Consider the following 19,683-nt stretch of genomic DNA (forward strand, 5'->3'; position numbering starts at 1 on the left):
GTATCGGCTTGAAAAAATGTACTTCTACTTAAGTGTAACTTTACCGCCAGCTTCTTCAATCTCTTTCTTTAAAGATTCAGCGTCTGCTTTAGCAATTCCTTCTTTGACTGTTTTTGGTGCTGATTCAACAAGTGTTTTTGCATCACCAAGACCAAGACCAGTTGCATTTCTTACAACCTTAAGGACTTTGATTTTTGCAGCTGCATCAAAGCTTTCGAGAACTACATCAAATTCAGTTTTTTCTTCAGCGGCGCCGCCATCTCCATCACCGCCAGCTGCCCCTGGAGCTGCCATTACTACACCTGCAGAAGCTGCAGCAGATACACCAAAAGCCTCTTCAATCTGTTTTACAAGTTCAGATGCTTCTAAAAGTGAGAGAGATTTTAATGATTCAAGAATTTCTTCAGTTTTTGCGGACATTTTCTTAAAAGTAAATTAGGTTTTGAATTTAAGATTCTGATTTTTCAGAATGTTGTTTAAGTGATCTAGCAAGTCCAGAAGGGACTTCATTGATAGAGATTGCAATTTTTGTTGCAACGCCATTTAGAGCGCCAGCAATTTTTGCCATCAATACTTCTTTAGATGGAAGACTTGCAATTTCTTTTATTTCAGAATCGCTAAGAAGTCTGCCTTCAAATAAAGCTCCTTTGGTCTCGGATTTTTTAGTGTCTTTTTGAAAAGATTGGATCGCTTTTACAGCACCACCAACATCTTCTTTAATTAAGACAAAAGCATTTGTTCCGGTCAGTAAAGATTCAAGATCGTTCCAATTATTATCTCCATCAATAGCTTTACGCATTAATGAATTTTTAGTAACTTTGCAAATGCCGTTAGTTGTTTGCAATCTAGATCGCAAATCTGACATCTCTTTGATAGTTAAACCTTTATAGTCAAGAACTACAGCCATTTCCGAGTCGTTTAAGAGAGATTTAATCTCAGTAACGATTTGTTGCTTATTCTCTAGTGTTCGGCCCATTGTTGTTTTTTTGGATCGTAATTTAGGGAGAGCAGGAAATGCGGCAAAGTCCTTTTTAAAGAGGCCGCTTTTATTAGATCCAAAAAGAAATAATTAAGACGAAACCTCGGTAGGAATTAAAAATTTAGAATTACTAAATAAACCTACTTTCTTTGGCCGTATTATTGCACTTTCAATTATACTACAAAGGGTTAACCTTCTGGTTGGTAATCTTGTACGGCATTGATGTCTACTTGAATTGAAGGTCCCATAGTTGAAGTTACATAAAAACTTTTCCAATATTTCCCTTTCGCTCCACTTGGTTTGTTTTTATCAATTGATTCTTGTAAGGTTTTTAAGTTATCAAATAGAGCTTCTTTTGTAAAACTTGCTTTACCAAAGCGGACATGAACAATTCCTGCTTTATCTGCTCTAAATTCGAGCTTTCCAGCTTTGAATTCTTTTATTGCATTGGCAATATCATTAGTAACTGTACCAGCTTTTGGATTAGGCATTAAACCTCTAGGTCCTAAAACTCGTCCTAATTTTGCAACCTTTGGCATCATATCTGGGGTCGCAATAAGTAGATCAAATTCCATATTCCCTTTGTTGATGCTTTCTACAAGATCTTCTTCACCAAATAAATCTGCACCAGCGGATTTGGCTTTTGATACATTCTCACCGCTTGTGATTACTGCAATTTTGATACTTTGGCCAGTACCATGTGGTAATGCGACTGTGGTCCTTAATTGTTGATCAGTATATTTTGGATCAATACCTAAGCGTATATGCGCTTCGATAGTTTCATCAAATTTAGCGTTGGCATTTTCCTTGATGATGCTAAGAGCTTCAAGTGGAGCATAAATGCGATCTTCTATCTTTATTGATAGAGCCGCCATTCTTTTTGAAAGTTTTTTCATAGTAATTTTGGGTACAAACGGTTGTTAATTAACCTCCCCTAAATAGTGCGTAATTTTGTTTTGAACTCAATCAGTAATAGACACGCCCATATTACGAGCAGTACCCTCAATTACTTTCATTGCGGATTCAACACTAGAACAGTTTAGATCAGGAAGCTTAGTTTTGGCTATTTCTTCTAATTGAGCTTTACTTATATTCCCAACGGAACCTTTTGCAGATTCACCTGATCCTTTATCTATTCCTGCTGCTTTTGTTATTAAGACAGAAGCAGGGGGTGTTTTTGTAATGAAAGTAAAGCTTCTATCTTCAAAAACAGAAATCTCAACTGGAATAACAAAACCTGCTTTATCTTGTGTCCTTGCATTGTATTCTTTACAAAATGCCATGATATTTACACCATGTTGTCCTAAAGCTGGCCCAACAGGAGGAGCAGGATTTGCTTTGCCTGCTTGCAGAGCAAGCTTTATAACTGCAACAATTTTTTTTGCCATTAGATTAGAAAATTTAAGCTGAGGTAGAAAATCATTATTTTACTCGATAAACAAGAACAATTAAAAATTAATTTTGTTTATTGATTTGGGAGAATTCTAATTCTACAGGAGTCTCGCGCCCAAATATTGAAAGTAATGCTTTTAATTTATTTCTTTCCCCAGAAACTTCTATAACTTCACCCTGGAAATCCTTGAATGGACCACTAGTTACTATAATTCTATCTTTTTCTTCAACATCTAATTTAATAACAGCTTTTTTCTCTGCTGCGCGCTTAAAGATTCTATTTACCTCCTGCCTAGATAAAGGTCTTGGTTTGATATGACCTCGTGATCTACCGTTATTTCTACCGTCATCAGCACCAACGAAGTTAATTACATTTGGAGTACTTTTTACCGCCATCATTGTATCTTCATCCAAAATCATTCTTACTAGGACATAACCTGGAAAAACTTTTTCTTCAGTAGTTTGTCTACTTCCATCTTTTTTTAATTTAATTCCTGGAGTTTGGGGGATTTCAATTTCAATGATTCGATTATTAACTCCTAAAGTTACTGATCTTTGCTCAAGAGTAGCTTTTACTTTTTTTTCACAGCTTGATGCTACTTGAACTGCATACCATCTTGCGATGCTAGTATTTGCTTTCGAAGAAGCAAGGTTTGTAGTCAATTCATTACTCATTTTTTTCTGGAAACTTAATTAAGATCTTTATTAAATTGGATATTTAGGTTTAATTTAACCAAAAATTTGTGAGGCTGCCCATCCATAAAATCTGCTGACAGATGCTATGGCTGCCGCAGAGAAAGATACCATAATTATAACTGCAATCGATTCGCTAAAAAGTTGTTGTTTGTTTGGCCATACGACAAGTTTAAGCTCATCATAGGTCGATTTTAAGAAATTTTTCTTTTTTTTTGGTTCTTCAATTTGAGGGGAATCTTTTTTAAGAGGTTCTTGATTAGTAATAGGACTTGTCACAAGATTTTTTGTAAGTAAGCTTTATGCTTTGATCCTATTTTAGCTTATCGATTTACTGCTCAGCTAGGTCTGAAAACAATTTCATCTTTTTTAGAGGGGTTAAGTTTGATTGTTATATTTTTTTTGTTTTTAAAGTTATCCTCTAAAAGTTTTGCAGCTAAGGGATTTTCTATCTGTCTTCTGAGTTCCCTACTCAGTGGCCTGGCACCATATTCAGGTTCGTATGAATCGGTTGCAATTTTATTGATAACTTTTTTGTCTATTGTTATGTTTATTTTCTGTTCAAGAAGTAGTTTTTTTAAATCTTCTGTTTGTAGAATAATTATTTTTTGAAGTTCAGCAATAGATAATGGATCAAACTTGACGACTTCATCAATCCGATTTAAAAATTCTGGTCTAAAAATTGAAGACAATGTATTATTAATAGAATTTTCTAGATTTTGTTCATCTTTTTCTAACTTTTCCTCACTTTTAGAAATCTTTTGTGAATACTCCAGTATAACTTTCCCAGCTAGGTTACTTGTCATAATGATTACGGTATTTTTGAAGTCAACTGTTCTTCCTTGAGAGTCCGTTAATCTTCCTTCATCTAAGACTTGTAAAAGTATATTAAAAACTTCTGTATTTGCTTTTTCTATCTCATCAAGAAGTATTACTGAGTAGGGTTTGCGTCTTACAGCTTCAGTTAATTGTCCTCCCTCTTCATAACCTACATACCCAGGAGGCGCTCCCAAAAGTCTTGCTACTGCGTTTTTCTCCATATATTCACTCATGTCTAATCTTAAAAGTGCTTCTTCTTCATCAAATAAAGCTGATGCAAGAGATTTTGCTAATTCTGTTTTACCAACACCTGTGGGACCCATAAATAAAAAAGACCCAATAGGTCTTTTTGGACTTTTCATACCAACCCGAGCCCTTCTAATTGCAGCGGAAACAGCTTCTATAGCTTTTTCTTGTCCAATAACTTTTTCACTTAGTTCTTTTTCTAGATTCACTAATTTCTTACGTTCATTTGACACTACTTTAGAAATTGGAATGCCTGTGATTTTTGAGATTACATCAGCAATATCATCAGGTTCAACTTGATATTTAAATGGGAAATTTCTATTTTTCTTTATTTTTTTAAAGTTTCCTTCCACTTTCTGTATTTCATCCTCTATTTCACTTAATTCTTCCTCAAGCTTTTCTAAAAAATCAAAATTATTTGCAATATCAAGATTTGATTTATCTTTAATTTTTTTGGTTAGCTTATCTTCTTCTTTCAACAAAATAGATAATTGTTCCATTTCTAAGCGCAAATTATTCCAATTATCGAAAAGAAAATTCAATTTCGACTCTGATTGTTGCCTCATATTCAATAGTTTTTCTTTCTCTTCGATATTTTCAACTAACAAATTATTCAGTTTTTCATTAATAGTATAAATTTTGTTTTCTTGTTGGAGAATTATTTGAGGCTTGTTATTAGACTCGATTTTTAATTGTGCGGCTGCTTCATCAATTAAATCTATTGCTTTATCAGGGAGACATTTATCGCTGATATATCTGTCGGCTAATTTTGCAGAATAATTCACAGCGTCTTCAGAAATCCTAATGCCATGATGTAATTCATATTTCTTTTTTATGCCTTGCAGTATTTTTGCGCTCAATTCTACTGAAGGTTCATTAACAGATATCTTTTGAAAGCAATTATTCAATGCTTGGTCTTTTTCAATAGTTTCACGAAATTTTTCAGGAGTTGTTGTACCAATACATCTTAGTTCTCCTTCAGCTAATAAAGGTTTTAAGATATTACTAATATCCGCAGTAGATCTGTCGGAACTCAATATTGAGTGGATTTCATCAATAAATAAAATCATTCCTTGGCTGGGATTGTTTAATTCCTGAAGTATTAAGCTTAGTCTTTCTTCTAGTTGGCCTCTAAATTTTGTCCCAGAAACTAATGCACCTAAGTCGAGTGAGATAATTTTAAAGTCTTTTAATGAATCAGGAACTTTTTTTTCTACAATTAATTGTGCAAGTAATTTTGTAATTGAGGTTTTACCCACTCCAGGATTACCGATAAGTATGGGATTATTTTTATTCCTTCTGCAGAGCACCCTCATTAAATTATTGATCTCATTCTCTCTTCCTATAACAGGATCAAGTAAACCTTTTTTAGCTGATTCTGTTAAATCTTTTCCATAAAGTGAAATAGCATTTTCATCTTTTTCAACTTGTTTTTTGCTTTCGATTTGAAGTTCGCTTTTAGGTAATGGAACAATAGCTTTTTCTGATTTTTCTTCTTTGACTAAAGTCTCTTTGGTTGATTCAAAATTAGATTGATTATTGATTTCAATTACATTCTTATAATCACCAGTCTCTTTCGATTGATTAATATTTGGGAAAAACTTTAATTCTTCCTCTAATTTTTCAATCGAGAGATTACCTTCTTGAAAAACATAATTTCCAATTCTTAAATCTCTTCCAAGAGCTATTAGTAAATGTGGGATTTCTATTAATCTTGACCCCCATTGAATTTTAATCTGATTTGCATTATCTAATAAAATTTCTAAATCTTCTCCAATAGTAAAAATATCCGACTCATTTGATGGCGTCTCTTCTAAAAAATCTTCTGTTATATCTAAGACTGTATCTTGGTCTATTGATAATTTTTCAATGAAAGCAAAGAATTCACTTGATGAAAACAATGTATGAATGATGTGTTCAATATTAAATTCGCTATGATCCCATTTTTTTGCTGTTTCTTCTCCTAATAGAAGAAGATTCCAACTTATATCGCTAAAAAGTTCGGGACTTGATGTAAGAGTTTCTCTCATGAAAATATAAAAAACTATAGTTGATCATTATTTAATATTCTAAATAGGAAACTAATTAATAATCATCTAATAATTTTCAAATTGTAAGATGAAATTTGAAATATTTTTATGAAAGCAATTGTCTAGAGTTTGGAAGTAACAAAAGTCTTGATTTAACTCCAATTTGTTCTGAAATCAAAAAATTATATTTGGTAAACATATATATTTCAGATATTAGCCAAATAGTTCAGCTATTAATAGGATTTAAATAGTAATAATTAAATTGTGAAAGAAACTATTGATTTTCTTATTGACACTATTGAAGCAAGGCAAGTCCTTGATTCAAGAGGCAATCCAACTGTAGAGGCAGAAGTATTCTTGGAATGTGGTGCAAGCGGTAGAGCAATTGTTCCTAGCGGAGCCAGTACTGGTGCTCATGAGGCACATGAATTAAGAGATGGCGGTTCAAAATATATGGGTAAAGGTGTTTTAAATTCTGTTAATAAAATTCATGAAACAATATCTCCTGCTTTATGTGGTTTGTCAGCCTTAGATCAAACGGCAGTAGATAAATTAATGATTGAAATTGATGGAACTCCTAATAAGTCCAACCTTGGAGCTAATTCAATCCTTGCAGTAAGTCTTGCAACTGCAAGAGCCTCAGCAAATGCTTTAGACATTCCCCTTTATAGGTATCTTGGAGATCCATTATCTAATCTTCTTCCAGTCCCATTGATGAACGTAATAAATGGTGGAGCTCATGCACCAAATAGTCTTGATTTTCAGGAATTTATGCTTGTCCCACATGGAGTTCAAAGTTTCAGTGAATCATTAAGAATGGGTACAGAAATTTTTCACTCATTAAAAGCATTATTGGATAAAAAAGGTCTATCTACCGCTGTAGGTGATGAGGGTGGATTCGCTCCTGATGTGTCATCGAGCGAAGAAGCAGGAGACTTACTCTTAGATGCCATTCAAAAAGCTGGATTTATTCCTGGTGAGCAAGTTTCTTTAGCTTTAGATGCTGCCAGTACTGAATTTTATAACAATGGTGTTTATAAATATGAAGGGAAAAGTTTAAATAGTTCTGAAATGATTTCATATCTTTCAAAACTAGTTTCTAATTATCCAATAGTTTCAATAGAGGACGGTTTAGCAGAAGATGATTGGGAGGGTTGGTCAGAATTAAATAAAGAACTAGGAAATAAAGTTCAACTAGTAGGTGATGATTTATTCGTTACTAATACAGAAAGGTTAAGGAAGGGGATTATGGAAGAATCTGCTAATTCAATCTTAATAAAGGTAAATCAAATTGGAACATTAACTGAAACTTTGGAAGCAATTGAGTTAGCCAAAACTTCTGGTTTCACAAGTGTTATAAGTCATAGAAGTGGCGAGACTGAAGATACCACTATTGCTGATTTATCGGTCGCCACAAGATCGGGTCAGATCAAAACCGGTTCTTTGAGTAGAAGTGAAAGGATTGCTAAATATAATAGGCTTTTAAAAATTGAAGAGGAATTGGGAAATCAAGCAAGATTTGCTGGGGCTTTAGGTTTAGGTCCCAAAAATATATAGTTTTTCTAGCGCTTAAGTTTTTCTAAACGTGAGCCTTTTCTCATACTTAATTGACATTTTAGCCAATCAATACTTATGGGTAGTGCAAAAATTAATGGTAACAATGCAAAATTGTTTTGTTTATTAGTTACAAGTAAAGCAGATGAAATTGATAAGCTTCCTATAAGAATTGAATGGCCTAATGTTTTTTGAGCAGTAAACATTTTTCTAAATTGTCTATCAGACTCGCCCATTCTTATTTGTAATTGTAAATCGCCCTGCTCTAATCTTTCTAAACTTTCATCTATTCTTTTGGGAATGCCTACAGCTTTGGATCCTATTTCACCTACTTGCCTTCCAAATTGGTTAATTAAATCGTTAGGAGTTTGATTATTAGAAGTCATAAGTTCTATTAAATAAGGCTTGGTAATTGATACAAGATTAAACCTTGGGTCAAGCATTCTGCCAACTCCTTCAAAAGTTGACAATGCTCTCATTACAAATATTAGATCCACCGGTAGTTGAAATGGTGTTTCATAAACAAGTTCGTATAAATCTCCAGATAATTTTTCAATTATATTTGGACTAAATGGAGGTGTTAAGGCTTCTTTAAGCATTAATCTGACTAATCTTCTGACTGGTCCAATGTCAATATCTTTTGAAATTAGGCCAGCTTGTTGTAATTGATTGACAAGTGATGAGGCGTCTCTTAAGGCGGCAGCCTTAACCATACCTCCTAAACTTCTTTGAAGGTTATCTGAAATATTGCCCATCATTCCAAAATCATAAAAAATTAACTTACCTGTATTTGAAACTGCTAAATTACCTGGATGGGGATCTGCATGAAAAAAACCGTAATTCACTAATTGTTTTAGGTAGCTGATGGCACCAATTTCTGCGATTTTCGGTAGATCAATTTTTTGGGATTGTAATTTTTCTAAATCGTTTATTTTTGTTCCTTCTAGATAACTTAAACAAAGTACTTTTTCACTACTCATATCCCAAATTACTTCAGGAACTTCAACATTGTCATCATCAAGAAATTGCTGTCTAAATCTTGCTGCGTATTGTGCTTCACAATTAAAATCAAGCTCCTTCATGAGAACTTTCCTACACTCTTTAGCAATCTCAACCCAGTTTCTCCCTCGACTCCAATTCTTGTTTTTTTGCAATAAGCCAGCTATTTGCTGCATTATACCCAAATCGATAATAAATAATTCTTTTAGATTGGGCCTTTGAACTTTAAATACTACTTTTTTCCCATCTTTCAAAGTTGCCTTATGAACCTGAGCTAGTGATGCTGATCCAACCGGATCGCATATTATTTGATCTATTTCATCAAACTTAGATCCTATTTCTTCTCTAATAGTTTTTTTAACTTGATCAAATGAAAAATTAGGAACTTGATCCTGTAATTTAGATAATTCCTGAATCCATGTGTTAGGAATTAAATCAGGTCTCGCAGATAATAATTGTCCAATTTTAATGAATGCAGAACCAAGTTTAATTAATTGATTGGTAAACCACCTAGCTTGTTTGATTTGGACCTTCTTTTTTTTATTACTCTTTGTTTGGAAAATTGTAAATCTAATATTATCTAGCCACAAATTTATTAAAAGCGAAATCAGGGTTTTCCAAATACGAAAGCCCCTCTTAAATTTCTTTAAATGATAATTATGAATTTGATAACTCATTAAATTTGATTATTCAATTGTTTATTAAATAGTTCAATTTGTTTATTAATAACTTCAATTTCATTAAAAGCTTCTTTTATTTTAGATTTTTGAAAAGTATTTGTGGGTTCATTTTCGTGAATGTTCTCTGCTTTTTCCATCCTTGAGGCTTCTTTGATTATGGATTCTTTTAAGCTATCAAATTCTTTTTTGAGTATCTCAGGAGCATCCTGTGCAATATTTGTTGCTTCTTCAATTTTTTCAACCAATATCTCGTTTAATTTTTCGCTTACTTTTTTAATAGCGGCTTTTAAAAGGTAATCAGAGTTGGTCATGAAAAATATAATGTTTCTTTATCAATTAATTTACTCAGCATAATCTAATAATAAATCAATACAGAACAATTCAGGTGATTGGTTGTTTGATAATGAGATTTTTTATTTTTCCTATGTAAGTTTGTTTCTATATTATGCTTTTTTCTTTTTTTTCTTTTAACTTATATCTATATAATGGTTAGGTATTAACATAAAAGATATCTTCTAACCAAAAACTCATCTAATTAACTACTAAAAGGAGTTTTATTAAATTGGAAATCATTGAGTCAGATGTAGTTATTATCGGAGGGGGTCCGGCTGGATGTACTTGCGCACTTTATACATCTCGTTCAAACTTAAAAACAGTAATTTTAGATAAAAATCCATCTGTTGGCGCCTTAGCAATAACCCATCAGATAGCTAATTATCCAGGTGTTCCTGTTGATATAAGTGGAGAGAAATTACTTAATCTCATGAGAGAACAGGCTGTGCAATATGGGACAGACTATAGAAGAGCACAGGTTTTTGGTATAGACGCAAGTGGAGAATGGAAAATGGTTTATACACCGGAGGGTACCTTTAAGTCAAAAGCACTTGTTCTTGCAAGTGGAGCTATGGGCAGGCCTGCATCATTTAAGGGAGAAGCTGATTTTCTTGGCAAAGGAGTAAGTTATTGTGCTACATGTGATGGAGCTTTTTACAAAAATAGAGAAGTTGCTGTTGTTGGAGGGAATAAAGAAGCAATTGAAGAGGCAACTGTTCTCACTAAATTTGCTTCTACTGTACATTGGATTACATCAAGTGATCCTAAATCAGATAATGAAGAGGCTATGGAATTGATGGATACTTCAAACATTAAACATTGGAGTAGAACAAGATTATTAGAGATCTTGGGAGATGATATGGGTGTGAATGGGGTTATTGTAAAAAATAAGCAAGAAGAAAATCCTATTAATTTAAATTTAGATGGAGTTTTTGTTTATATGAGTGGTTCAAAGCCAATTACTGATTTTTTAGGAGATCAGATTGCTTTAAAAGAAGACGGAGGGGTTATCGTAGATGACTTTATGTCTACAAATTCTGATGGAGTATGGGCTATTGGAGATATAAGAAATACTCCATTCAAACAAGCCGTTGTAGCAGCTTCTGATGGGTGCATTGCCGCAATGTCAATTGATAGATATTTAAATAGTAGAAAGAATATAAGAGTAGATTGGATTCATTCTTGAAAACTAAATATTACTTCTTTTATTTAAAGAGGAGTTGCTTCAGAAATATAAGCTACTCCACCATAGTAACTTAACTCGGCCTTAATATTCTCTCGCATTTGATCAATTAATTCTTGTTCACAAAAAACAATAACATGAGCATTTGATCCTAATCCGGTAAATTCCATATCTTCAGTAACAACTCTTTCAGGCCCTCTTCCTGTGGCATGTTTCATGACAGTATATCCAGGGACATTAGCTTTTTCTAATGTTTTAATGATTGCATCTAGTTCTCTTTCACTAAATATTAAGTCTAATCTTTTCATTTTTATAAAGGGGAAAGTGGAATAATGCTATTTACTAAACTCATATATATTGGAATACCAAGAACTATATTGAATGGGAAAGTTAGACCTAACGTTGTTGAAATATAATAACTAGATTTTGCTTCTGGTACTGTCATCCTCATGGCAGCAGGAACTGCCAAATATGAGGCGCTAGCACATAAAACAACAAATAGGAGTGCATTCCCAGGCCCTAAAGATAATAATCTTGCAACGCAAACACCAATTAGTGCATTAAATAAAGGCATAAAAATTGCAAAACTGATCAGAAAGGAACCAGCTTTTTTTAGGCTAGGCAATCTTTGAGCTGCAACTATTCCCATATCTAACAGAAAAAAGCATTCTGCACCATAGAATAAATCTTTGGTAAAAGGCTCCATTTTTTCAATGCCTACTGGATTAGTTGAGGAAATAAGAAATCCTACTATTAGACTAGAGATTAATAGATAAACTGATCCATTTAAAAAAGACTCATGAAGAATTGCGCGAAGTTGCATTTTCCTTGAGTTGGGTCTATTTTTTGTGGCTGCAAATTTTACAAGTAACAAGCCAACGATAATTGCTGGGGACTCCATTAAAGCTAAAGCTCCAACCATAAATCCATCAAAATCTATTTTTTGACTATCTAAAAAACTTTCTGCAGATATGAATGTGACTGCACTTATTGAACCGTAGGCAGCTGCAATTGCAGCAGAATTGAAAACATTAAACTTATACCTTAAAATTACAAATCCAATTAAAGGAATAATGAGTGACATTAATATCGCAGCACTTAGAGTAGGTAAAACCTGATCTGTAAAACCACTTTTTTGAATTTCAATTCCACCTCTAAATCCTATTGCTAAAAGCAGATATAAAGAAAAGAGTTTTGGCAAAGGAGCAGGTATTTCTAAGTCGGATTTAAAAAATACAGCGATTGCTCCAATTAAAAAGAAAAGTACTGGTGGCGCTAATACATTTTGTATGATTGGATTTACTTCCATGGATTATTAAGTTAATTCATTCAAAGCAGTTTCTAAAGCTTCCTTTCTTGTTTCAATGATTCCATCAACGCCAAACTTTGATAGTCTTTCTCTAACTTTTTCATTAGCCCCAGCTACAAATGCTTTCCTAGAATTATTTTTTGCTTCTTGCATCATATCTTCTATAGCAAGGGTTGCTGTTACACCAAGTCTTGGGACATCAGTTATGTCTAATATCAGAATTTTGTAATTTCTTACAAGATTCATCCTGTCAGAAATGCCTTTTGCAGCACCAAAACTAAGTGGCCCTTTGAGTCTAAATAGCATTACTTCTCCAGAGCATCTATCAAGTAGAGCTTTTTCATCCGCGGGTAATGTATTTTGTCCTTGATTATTGCCTGTTAAAGAAGGATTATCCTCTTCCATACCTTCTAGTTGAGTTTCAGTAATGGAATCAATAGTCAGCATATTTGCAATAAATACTCCAACTAATACTGCCCATATTAAATCCCAAAAAACAGTCATTAATAGCACACCATACATAACAACTGATGTTTTTAGAGATAGTTTATGAGCCCTGCTCAAGAATCCCCAGTCAATAATATCCAATCCAACCTTGATAAGAATACCTGCTAAAAGAGCTGTAGGTATTTGTTCTGCTAATGGTCCTGCACCAACTAAAACTATTAATAAGACTATTGAGTGAACCATTCCTGATAAAGGAGTAGATCCGCCGGATTTAACATTTATAACAGTTCTCATTGTTGCACCTGCACCAGGTAAGCCTGAAAAAAGACCTGCCACAGCGTTTCCTATCCCCTGTCCAATTAACTCTCTATCAGAATTATGCTTTGTTTGAGAAATATTATCTGCTACTAAGGATGTAAGTAAAGAATCAATTGCTCCAAGTACTGCTAATACAAGACCTGCCTTGAAAATAATAGGAAAATACTGGTTGAAACTAGGAAAATCTAAAGATGGAACTCCTCGAGGAATTTCTCCAATTCTGTCTATTGTTCCACCAAAAACCATTGATATTGGAGTTACTATTAATAAGGCTAAAAGTGGAGAAGGAACCCATTGAGTTATTTTTCTAGGTGTTAGAAATACTATCCCTAAAGTCATTATTGCCACTCCAATTGCAGCCCCATTAGGTTGGAAATTCGACAAAACAGTAGTTAAAGAGTCTACTACCCCTCCTCTTGTGCTTATTCCAAGTAATGGCCCAATTTGAAGTGCAATGATTATTACACCAATACCAGACATGAATCCCGATACAACAGAATAAGGAACTAGAGTGATATATTTTCCTAATTTCAGAATTCCGAATAATATTTGAAGTAACCCCCCAATTACTACGGCGGCCATTACCAACGGTAAAATTTGTCCTGCAGATAGATCTCTTGGGACTCCTACTGCTGCTAAACCTGCTACCACACCCGCAACAGTGACACTCATAGGACCAGTGGGTCCACTAACTTGAGCAGGTGTTCCTCCGAATAAAGCGGCTAAAAAACCAACTACAACCGCCCCATATAGTCCATAAATTGCCCCGCCAGGGCCTAACGCGGCGTTGCCAAAAGCAAGAGCAAGAGGTAAAGCAACTACTGCGGCTGTAATTCCTCCAAGAATGTCGCCTCTAATATTATTTAGATGAAATCCATTAATTATTTTCAAAGATACTCTCCTTAAATAAATAAAACATAACTAGAAAATAATATCTCTTTATGCCCTAAATTTGTAAAAAATTAAGTTTGTGCAAAATATTTTTGTAACTTTTGCATTATCTATATAATTCAAATTAGGTTAATTTTCCTGAACAAAAGAAGACTCTAATCGATTTATATGCGAGTTGAGCGATTATCGTATTAGATAAATATTTTTCAACTTAAATAATATTCAGATGAATTCGATTATTCGCCCAAGAAGATTAAGAAGGACTGAGGCAATTAGAGAAATGGTAAGAGAAAACCATTTAATGCCCTCGGATTTTATATATCCATTATTTATTCATGAAAAAGATTTTAAAGAAGAAATTTCGGCAATGCCAGGAACATTTAGATGGGATATGAATGGATTAATAAAGGAGGTTACCAGAGCATGGGAATTGGGGATAAGGTGTATTGTTCTTTTTCCAAAAATAAACGATAACTTAAAGACTGAGGATGGTGCAGAGTGTTTTAATGAGGAGGGTTTAATACCTAAAGCTATCCGGATATTAAAAAAAGAGATTCCAGAAATGGCAATAATGACTGATGTCGCCTTGGACCCATACTCGTGTGATGGACATGATGGATTAGTTGATAATACTGGAAAAATATTAAATGATGAAACAATTGATATTTTAAAGAAACAAGCTTTAACACAAGCTAGAGCTGGAGCAGACTTTATTGGTCCTAGTGACATGATGGATGGAAGAGTTGGAGCTATAAGAGCTGCACTTGATAGTCAAGGATTCAGTGATGTAGGTATCATTAGTTATACAGCAAAATATTCATCTGCGTATTACGGGCCATTTAGAACTGCTTTAGATTCAGCTCCAAGAGAAAATAGTAAAAAAATAATTCCAGATAATAAATCTACATATCAAATGGACCCTGCTAATTCAAAAGAGGCTTTAATTGAATCTGCATTAGATCAGTTCGAAGGAGCTGATATTTTGATGGTAAAACCTGGTATTTCATATCTGGATATTGTTTATAGATTAAGTACTTTTTCGAATAAACCTATAGCTGCATATAACGTCAGTGGGGAGTATTCAATGATAAAGTCTGCTGCTATGAAGAACTGGATTAATGAAAAAGATATTGTTTTAGAAACGTTACTTAGTTTTAAAAGAGCAGGAGCAAAATTAATACTTACTTATCACGCTTGTGATGCATCTCAATGGTTGCAGGATACTTAAAAACTCATTATTAACAAAAATTTGGTTTATTCTTAGATTAATATTAAATTCATAGGTTTGTTTTGAAGTTTACACAAGGAGTAAATAGGATTGGTCACATCGCACTTAGAGTTGAGGATCTCGAAAGGGCCAAAGCTTTTTATATTAAATTGGGGATGAATTTGGTTTGGGATGATAAAGATTGGTCTTATTTGGAAGCTGGTAAAGGTAAAGATGGACTTGCGTTGTTAGGCCCTAACTACAAAGCAGCGGGACCGCACTTTGCGTTTCATTTCGAAAATAAAAAAGAAGTAGTAAATATTCAAAATGATTTGAAAAAATCTGGTGTAAAAGTTGGTCCTTTACATGAACATAGGGATGGAACAGCCTCCTTTTATATGAAAGATACGGAAGGAAACTGGCTGGAGATGCTTTATGTTCCTCCTGAAGGGATTCAATCAAATGTTTGATTCTTTTGGTTTGTATGGAAGAGAAAAGTCATTCTAAAAAATCATATTCAGATATTACTTTAGAAGATGAATCAATAAGCCTTTTAGAGTGGGATACATTAAAAGCGCACTTATCCTCATTTGCTTCTACTGAAATGGGTAAACGAGCGATTTTAAGTTTTAAAATCCCATCAGAATACGAAGTTGCTAAAAGACTTTTGAATGAAACCATTGAAATAACTGAGCTAGAAAATAATTTGGATAAATCAATTAGTTTTTCTGGTGTTTTTGATATTAGTAGAAATATTGAAATTTGTTCAAAGGGAGGTGTAATTTTATCTTCTGACTTGTTAGAAATAGCGAAAACAATTGCAGCGGCAAGAAAGTTAAAAAAAATCTTTTTAGATTTTGAAAAAAGGCCTTTTATTTCATCATTTACAAAAAATTTAATTGACCATCAAAATATCGAAACTATTTTTAAAAATGGTATCGAATCTAATGGACGGATTTCAGATAATGCTAGTAGTAAATTATCTATTCTCAGACAAGAATTATTATCTAAGAAGCTGGAAAGAAAAATATTAGTTGATAAATTTATTCAAAATAATTTATCTTATTTACAAGATACTATTATTGGAGATCGATATGGTAGACCAGTTTTAGCTGTAAAGGTTAACTATATAGATCAATTTAAAGGCATAATTCATGACTCTTCATCTTCAGGAAATACGGTATATTTTGAACCTGATAGTGTAGTAACTAAAGGTAATAAGATTGCTTCTTTAGAGGCAAGGGTCACAGCAGAAGAATTTAAATTACTTCAGAAATGGTCTCAAGTTGTTAGTGATAATTCAGAAAATCTCATTACAACTACCTCTATTTTATTAAGATTAGAAAATGCGCTAACCCGTTCAAGATATTCAAAATGGATTGGAGGTAAAACTCCTATATTTGAGAAAAATCCTATTGTTTCCTTAATTGGTTTTTCTCATCCCTTATTGATTTGGGAAAACAAGAAAAAAGGAGCCCCTCCCCCAGTGGCTGTGGATTTTCATATAAATAGAAATACCAAGGTGGTAGCTATTACGGGTCCAAATACTGGGGGTAAAACCGCCGCATTAAAAGGGTTGGGGTTGTCGTTATTAATGGCTCGAGCAGGATTATTGATACCCTCAACTAAAAATCCAATTATCCCTTTTTGTCCAAAAATATATGTTGATATAGGCGATAATCAATCATTAGAAGACAATTTATCTACTTTCAGTGGTCATATTTATCGCATAAAAAAGATCTTAGAATCACTTGAAAATAGGAGAGGGTTATCAGTTGTTTTGTTAGATGAGGTTGGATCTGGTACAGATCCTCTTGAAGGTAGCGCTCTCGCAATGGCTTTATTAAAAGAGTTTGCAAATAAATCTGATATCACACTAGCAACTACACATTATGGAGATATTAAGTCATTAAAATATAGTGACTCCAGATTCGAAAACGTTTCAGTTGCCTTTGATGAGGATTCTATGAAACCAAAATATACACTCAACTGGGGCATACCCGGCAGAAGTAATGCTTTGTCAATATCTAGGAGAATTGGCTTGGACGAAAGAATACTAAATGAAGCTTCAGATTATCTAAAGCCAAAAGAAGTTGATAACATTAACAGTATTATTAAAGGTCTAGAAGAAGAGAGGATAAAACAACAAAATTCTGCAGAAGCGGCTGCGGAACTTATTGCTAGGACTGAAATATTACATGATGAACTGAAGAAAAATTATCAATTTCAAAAAATAAATGCTGAAAAAATTCAGGAAATTGAAAGGTATAAATTATCAAAACATATTCGATCTGCTAAAAAAGAGGTAATAGATATGATTGAGAAACTAAGAGATCAAAATGTTAACGGAGAGGATACAAGAATTATTGGAAAAAGATTAAAGGAAATTGAGAAAGAACATTTAACACAAAAAAAGGTTGAAGTGTCAATATCATGGAATCCTAAGGTTGGCGATTTCGTAAAAATAAAAAGTCTCAATAGTACGGGACAAATTGTAAATTTAGATAAAAAGTGTGGTGTTTACGAGGTTAAATGTGGTTCATTCAGAAGCTCATTATCTGTTAATGATTTTGAAGGTATTAATGGGGAAAAGCCTAATTCTAAAAAGTCTAAAATTGAGATCAAGTCTTCAAGAGAAGATTTTTCTTTTTCTAAAATTAGAACTAGTAAAAATACAATTGATGTAAGAGGACTAAGAGTTCATGAAGCCGAAATAATTATTGAGGAGAAAATTAGAAAATTTCATGGCCCGCTTTGGATTGTTCATGGAATTGGAACTGGAAAATTAAAAAAAGGATTAAGAAAATGGTTATCAGGTTTGAATTATGTTGATAAGATTGAAGATGCTCCCAATAATGAGGGTGGACCTGGTTGCAGTATTGCTTGGATAAAATAAAATTTAAAATAGTTAGAAAACCATTAAATAATTATTTTTAAGTGCAATTTATTGATCAAGCAAACATTATTCTTAAAGCTGGAAAAGGTGGTAATGGAATAGTTTCATTTAGAAGAGAAAAATTCGTCCCTGCTGGAGGACCTTCTGGGGGAAATGGTGGGAGAGGGGGATCTATTATATTAGTTGCTGATAATAATCTTCAAACGTTATTAGATTTTAAATTCAAAAGAGAAATAATTGCTGAAGATGGATCCAAAGGAGGTCCTAATAAAAGATCTGGCGCTTCAGGTGAAGATACAATCCTTAAAGTCCCTTGTGGTACTCAAATAAGGGATATTAAAACTGGCATTTTATTAGGAGACTTAACTAAAGATAAACAGAGTCTAACTGTTGCTATTGGAGGAAGAGGTGGTCATGGAAATGCTTACTATTTAAGTAATCAAAATAGAGCCCCAGAATCTTTTACTGAAGGGAAGGATGGGGAGATATGGGAGGTTCAGTTAGAACTTAAGATTCTTGCTGAGGTTGGCATTATAGGTCTTCCAAATGCAGGGAAAAGTACTTTAATATCCGTTTTATCATCTGCGCGTCCAAAAATAGCAAACTACCCTTTCACAACTTTAATACCTAACTTAGGAGTAGTGAGAAAAGCAGATGGAAATGGTTGCCTCTTTGCTGATATACCTGGATTAATATCAGGAGCGGCTGATGGAGTAGGTTTAGGGCATGATTTTTTAAGGCATATACAAAGAACTAAGATACTTATACACTTGGTTGATTCAATTTCAGAAAATCCTATTCATGATTTCGAGATAATTGAGCAGGAATTAAAAAAATATGGGAAAGGCCTTTTAGATAAAGAGAGAATAATAGTGCTAAATAAAATGGAACTTAGAGATGATGATTATTTGAAAATAATCACAAAAAAGTTAGAAGATTTGTCTAAAAAAAAAGTTTTAGTTATTTCTTCATCTTTAAAAAAAGGTTTATCTTCACTGCTTTCTGAAGTATGGAAGAGGATCTAACTTATATTTAAATTTTTTTTGTAGAAAAATACACTTGATTTAATAACGAAAATTAGCCATAAATAAGATAATTCTTAAATGTAAATATGAATTTCTACAGTTGCTTTGATCAACAAGGGAAAATAATAGCCAGATGTCAAACCATTCAAGATATTGAGGTTCTTAAGAAAATGGGAAGACCAATTGTAGAAGTGAAGGAAATGAAAAATGAGGAGTCGGTGGTATGTTCTCTGACTGGTAGCCCATCTGACTTTAATAGGGATTACTAATAAGAATTTAAGAAACAAAAAAGGGCATCAACTGCCCTTTTTTTTTGCAACCTCTATAAGATTAAGAGTTAATCATCGTAAACTAAACATTCTGGTTCATCTGGGTTGGCATCGCAGAATAATTCCAATGCATTTGGATCATGCTGATCATCTGGATGATGATCCTTATATTCTTCGAGTTCTTTGAGTTCTTCTGTTAAATGTCTGACCTTTGGAAGATTGCCCTCTGCTTTAGCAGATTCGATTTCCGATTGATCTTTTTGAATGTGCTCGTCAATGGATTTCATTTGCAGCTTTTCGTACTTTAGTAGACATATATAACATAGTTAATTTCTAATCAATTTGCATTATCTATGAACAAAATAAGTGTTCATTACAACATCATTTTTTTTAATGGAAATTATTTTTGAGAT

The 19,683-nt window shown here is 33.3% G+C and carries 20 protein-coding genes; 7 read left to right on the forward strand and 13 right to left on the reverse strand.

All coding sequences use genetic code 11. The annotated features are described in order from the left end of the window. Positions 1–24: 24 nt before the first annotated feature. The 7 genes from rplL to SOI86_RS07700 form a co-directional block, all read right to left on the reverse strand. Positions 25–420 carry a 50S ribosomal protein L7/L12 gene (rplL, locus tag SOI86_RS07670; protein WP_002805208.1) on the reverse strand — a complete coding sequence of 132 codons (396 nt, stop codon included), beginning with the start codon at positions 418–420 and terminating at the stop codon, positions 25–27. A gap of 28 nt (positions 421–448) precedes the next feature. Next, positions 449–976, reverse strand: coding sequence for a 50S ribosomal protein L10 (gene rplJ, locus SOI86_RS07675; protein ID WP_320681245.1), 528 nt, complete (start codon positions 974–976; stop codon positions 449–451). Between the two features lie 191 nt (positions 977–1,167). After that, the gene (gene rplA, locus SOI86_RS07680) at positions 1,168–1,875 is read right to left on the reverse strand and encodes a 50S ribosomal protein L1 (protein WP_320681246.1); all 708 of its coding nucleotides are present in this window, start codon (positions 1,873–1,875) and stop codon (positions 1,168–1,170) included. Positions 1,876–1,941: 66 nt separating this feature from the next. Then, positions 1,942–2,367, reverse strand: a complete 426-nt coding sequence (gene rplK, locus SOI86_RS07685; protein ID WP_320681247.1) for a 50S ribosomal protein L11 — start codon at positions 2,365–2,367, stop codon at positions 1,942–1,944. 67 nt (positions 2,368–2,434) lie between these two features. Then, positions 2,435–3,046 (reverse strand): transcription termination/antitermination protein NusG, encoded by a 612-nt coding sequence (gene nusG, locus SOI86_RS07690; RefSeq protein ID WP_320681248.1) that lies wholly within the window; start codon positions 3,044–3,046, stop codon positions 2,435–2,437. 54 nt (positions 3,047–3,100) lie between these two features. Continuing rightward, a complete protein-coding gene (gene secE, locus SOI86_RS07695; RefSeq protein ID WP_320681249.1) occupies positions 3,101–3,343 on the reverse strand; it encodes a preprotein translocase subunit SecE in 243 nt (80 codons plus the stop codon). A 59-nt stretch (positions 3,344–3,402) separates the two neighbouring features. Continuing rightward, positions 3,403–6,159 (reverse strand): ATP-dependent Clp protease ATP-binding subunit, encoded by a 2,757-nt coding sequence (locus SOI86_RS07700; RefSeq protein WP_320681250.1) that lies wholly within the window; start codon positions 6,157–6,159, stop codon positions 3,403–3,405. 264 nt (positions 6,160–6,423) lie between these two features. Here SOI86_RS07700 and eno point away from each other — a divergent pair, with 264 nt between their 5' ends. Continuing rightward, a complete protein-coding gene (gene eno, locus SOI86_RS07705) occupies positions 6,424–7,716 on the forward strand; it encodes a phosphopyruvate hydratase (protein WP_320681251.1) in 1,293 nt (430 codons plus the stop codon). Between the two features lie 5 nt (positions 7,717–7,721). Here the strand turns inward: eno and SOI86_RS07710 are convergent, their stop codons facing one another. Further along, positions 7,722–9,389, reverse strand: a complete 1,668-nt coding sequence (locus tag SOI86_RS07710) for an AarF/ABC1/UbiB kinase family protein (RefSeq protein ID WP_320681252.1) — start codon at positions 9,387–9,389, stop codon at positions 7,722–7,724. Further along, entirely contained in the window at positions 9,389–9,703 is a 315-nt protein-coding gene (locus tag SOI86_RS07715) for a hypothetical protein (protein WP_320681253.1), read from the reverse strand. The genes SOI86_RS07710 and SOI86_RS07715 overlap by 1 nt, the downstream gene beginning before the upstream one ends. Before the next feature lie 251 nt (positions 9,704–9,954). On the opposite strand from SOI86_RS07715, the gene SOI86_RS07720 reads away from it, so the two are divergent. Next, a complete protein-coding gene (locus tag SOI86_RS07720; protein ID WP_320681254.1) occupies positions 9,955–10,911 on the forward strand; it encodes an NAD(P)/FAD-dependent oxidoreductase in 957 nt (318 codons plus the stop codon). A 23-nt stretch (positions 10,912–10,934) separates the two neighbouring features. Here SOI86_RS07720 and SOI86_RS07725 read toward each other — a convergent pair whose 3' ends face one another. Genes SOI86_RS07725 through SOI86_RS07735 form a run of 3 tightly spaced genes read right to left on the reverse strand, consistent with a single transcriptional unit; the run spans position 10,935 to position 13,873 of the window. Further along, positions 10,935–11,216 (reverse strand): P-II family nitrogen regulator, encoded by a 282-nt coding sequence (locus SOI86_RS07725; protein WP_320681255.1) that lies wholly within the window; start codon positions 11,214–11,216, stop codon positions 10,935–10,937. A 2-nt stretch (positions 11,217–11,218) separates the two neighbouring features. Beyond that, complete coding sequence (locus SOI86_RS07730) at positions 11,219–12,217, reverse strand: sodium-dependent bicarbonate transport family permease (RefSeq protein ID WP_320681256.1); 999 nt, start codon at positions 12,215–12,217, stop codon at positions 11,219–11,221. Positions 12,218–12,223: 6 nt separating this feature from the next. Continuing rightward, positions 12,224–13,873: a SulP family inorganic anion transporter gene (locus SOI86_RS07735; RefSeq protein WP_320681257.1), complete on the reverse strand. Its 1,650-nt coding sequence runs from the start codon at positions 13,871–13,873 to the stop codon at positions 12,224–12,226. A 226-nt stretch (positions 13,874–14,099) separates the two neighbouring features. On the opposite strand from SOI86_RS07735, the gene hemB reads away from it, so the two are divergent. The 5 genes from hemB to SOI86_RS07760 all read left to right on the forward strand — a co-directional run bounded on the left by hemB (position 14,100) and on the right by SOI86_RS07760 (position 19,270). Continuing rightward, a complete protein-coding gene (gene hemB / locus SOI86_RS07740; protein WP_320681258.1) occupies positions 14,100–15,101 on the forward strand; it encodes a porphobilinogen synthase in 1,002 nt (333 codons plus the stop codon). Positions 15,102–15,163: 62 nt separating this feature from the next. Further along, positions 15,164–15,550, forward strand: coding sequence for a VOC family protein (locus SOI86_RS07745; RefSeq protein WP_320681259.1), 387 nt, complete (start codon positions 15,164–15,166; stop codon positions 15,548–15,550). A 14-nt stretch (positions 15,551–15,564) separates the two neighbouring features. Continuing rightward, on the forward strand, positions 15,565–17,976 hold the full coding sequence (locus tag SOI86_RS07750; protein ID WP_320681260.1) for an endonuclease MutS2: 2,412 nt from the start codon (positions 15,565–15,567) through the stop codon (positions 17,974–17,976). A 41-nt stretch (positions 17,977–18,017) separates the two neighbouring features. Beyond that, a complete protein-coding gene (gene cgtA / locus SOI86_RS07755) occupies positions 18,018–19,001 on the forward strand; it encodes an Obg family GTPase CgtA (protein ID WP_320681261.1) in 984 nt (327 codons plus the stop codon). 86 nt (positions 19,002–19,087) lie between these two features. After that, on the forward strand, positions 19,088–19,270 hold the full coding sequence (locus SOI86_RS07760; RefSeq protein WP_011375787.1) for a hypothetical protein: 183 nt from the start codon (positions 19,088–19,090) through the stop codon (positions 19,268–19,270). A gap of 68 nt (positions 19,271–19,338) precedes the next feature. Here the strand turns inward: SOI86_RS07760 and SOI86_RS07765 are convergent, their stop codons facing one another. Beyond that, positions 19,339–19,557, reverse strand: coding sequence for a CP12 domain-containing protein (locus SOI86_RS07765; protein WP_320681262.1), 219 nt, complete (start codon positions 19,555–19,557; stop codon positions 19,339–19,341). Positions 19,558–19,683: the final 126 nt, after the last annotated feature.

Origin of the sequence: Prochlorococcus sp. MIT 1314, assembly GCF_034093315.1 — a bacterium.
Classification (GTDB): Bacteria; Cyanobacteriota; Cyanobacteriia; order PCC-6307; family Cyanobiaceae; genus Prochlorococcus_A; species Prochlorococcus_A marinus_Y.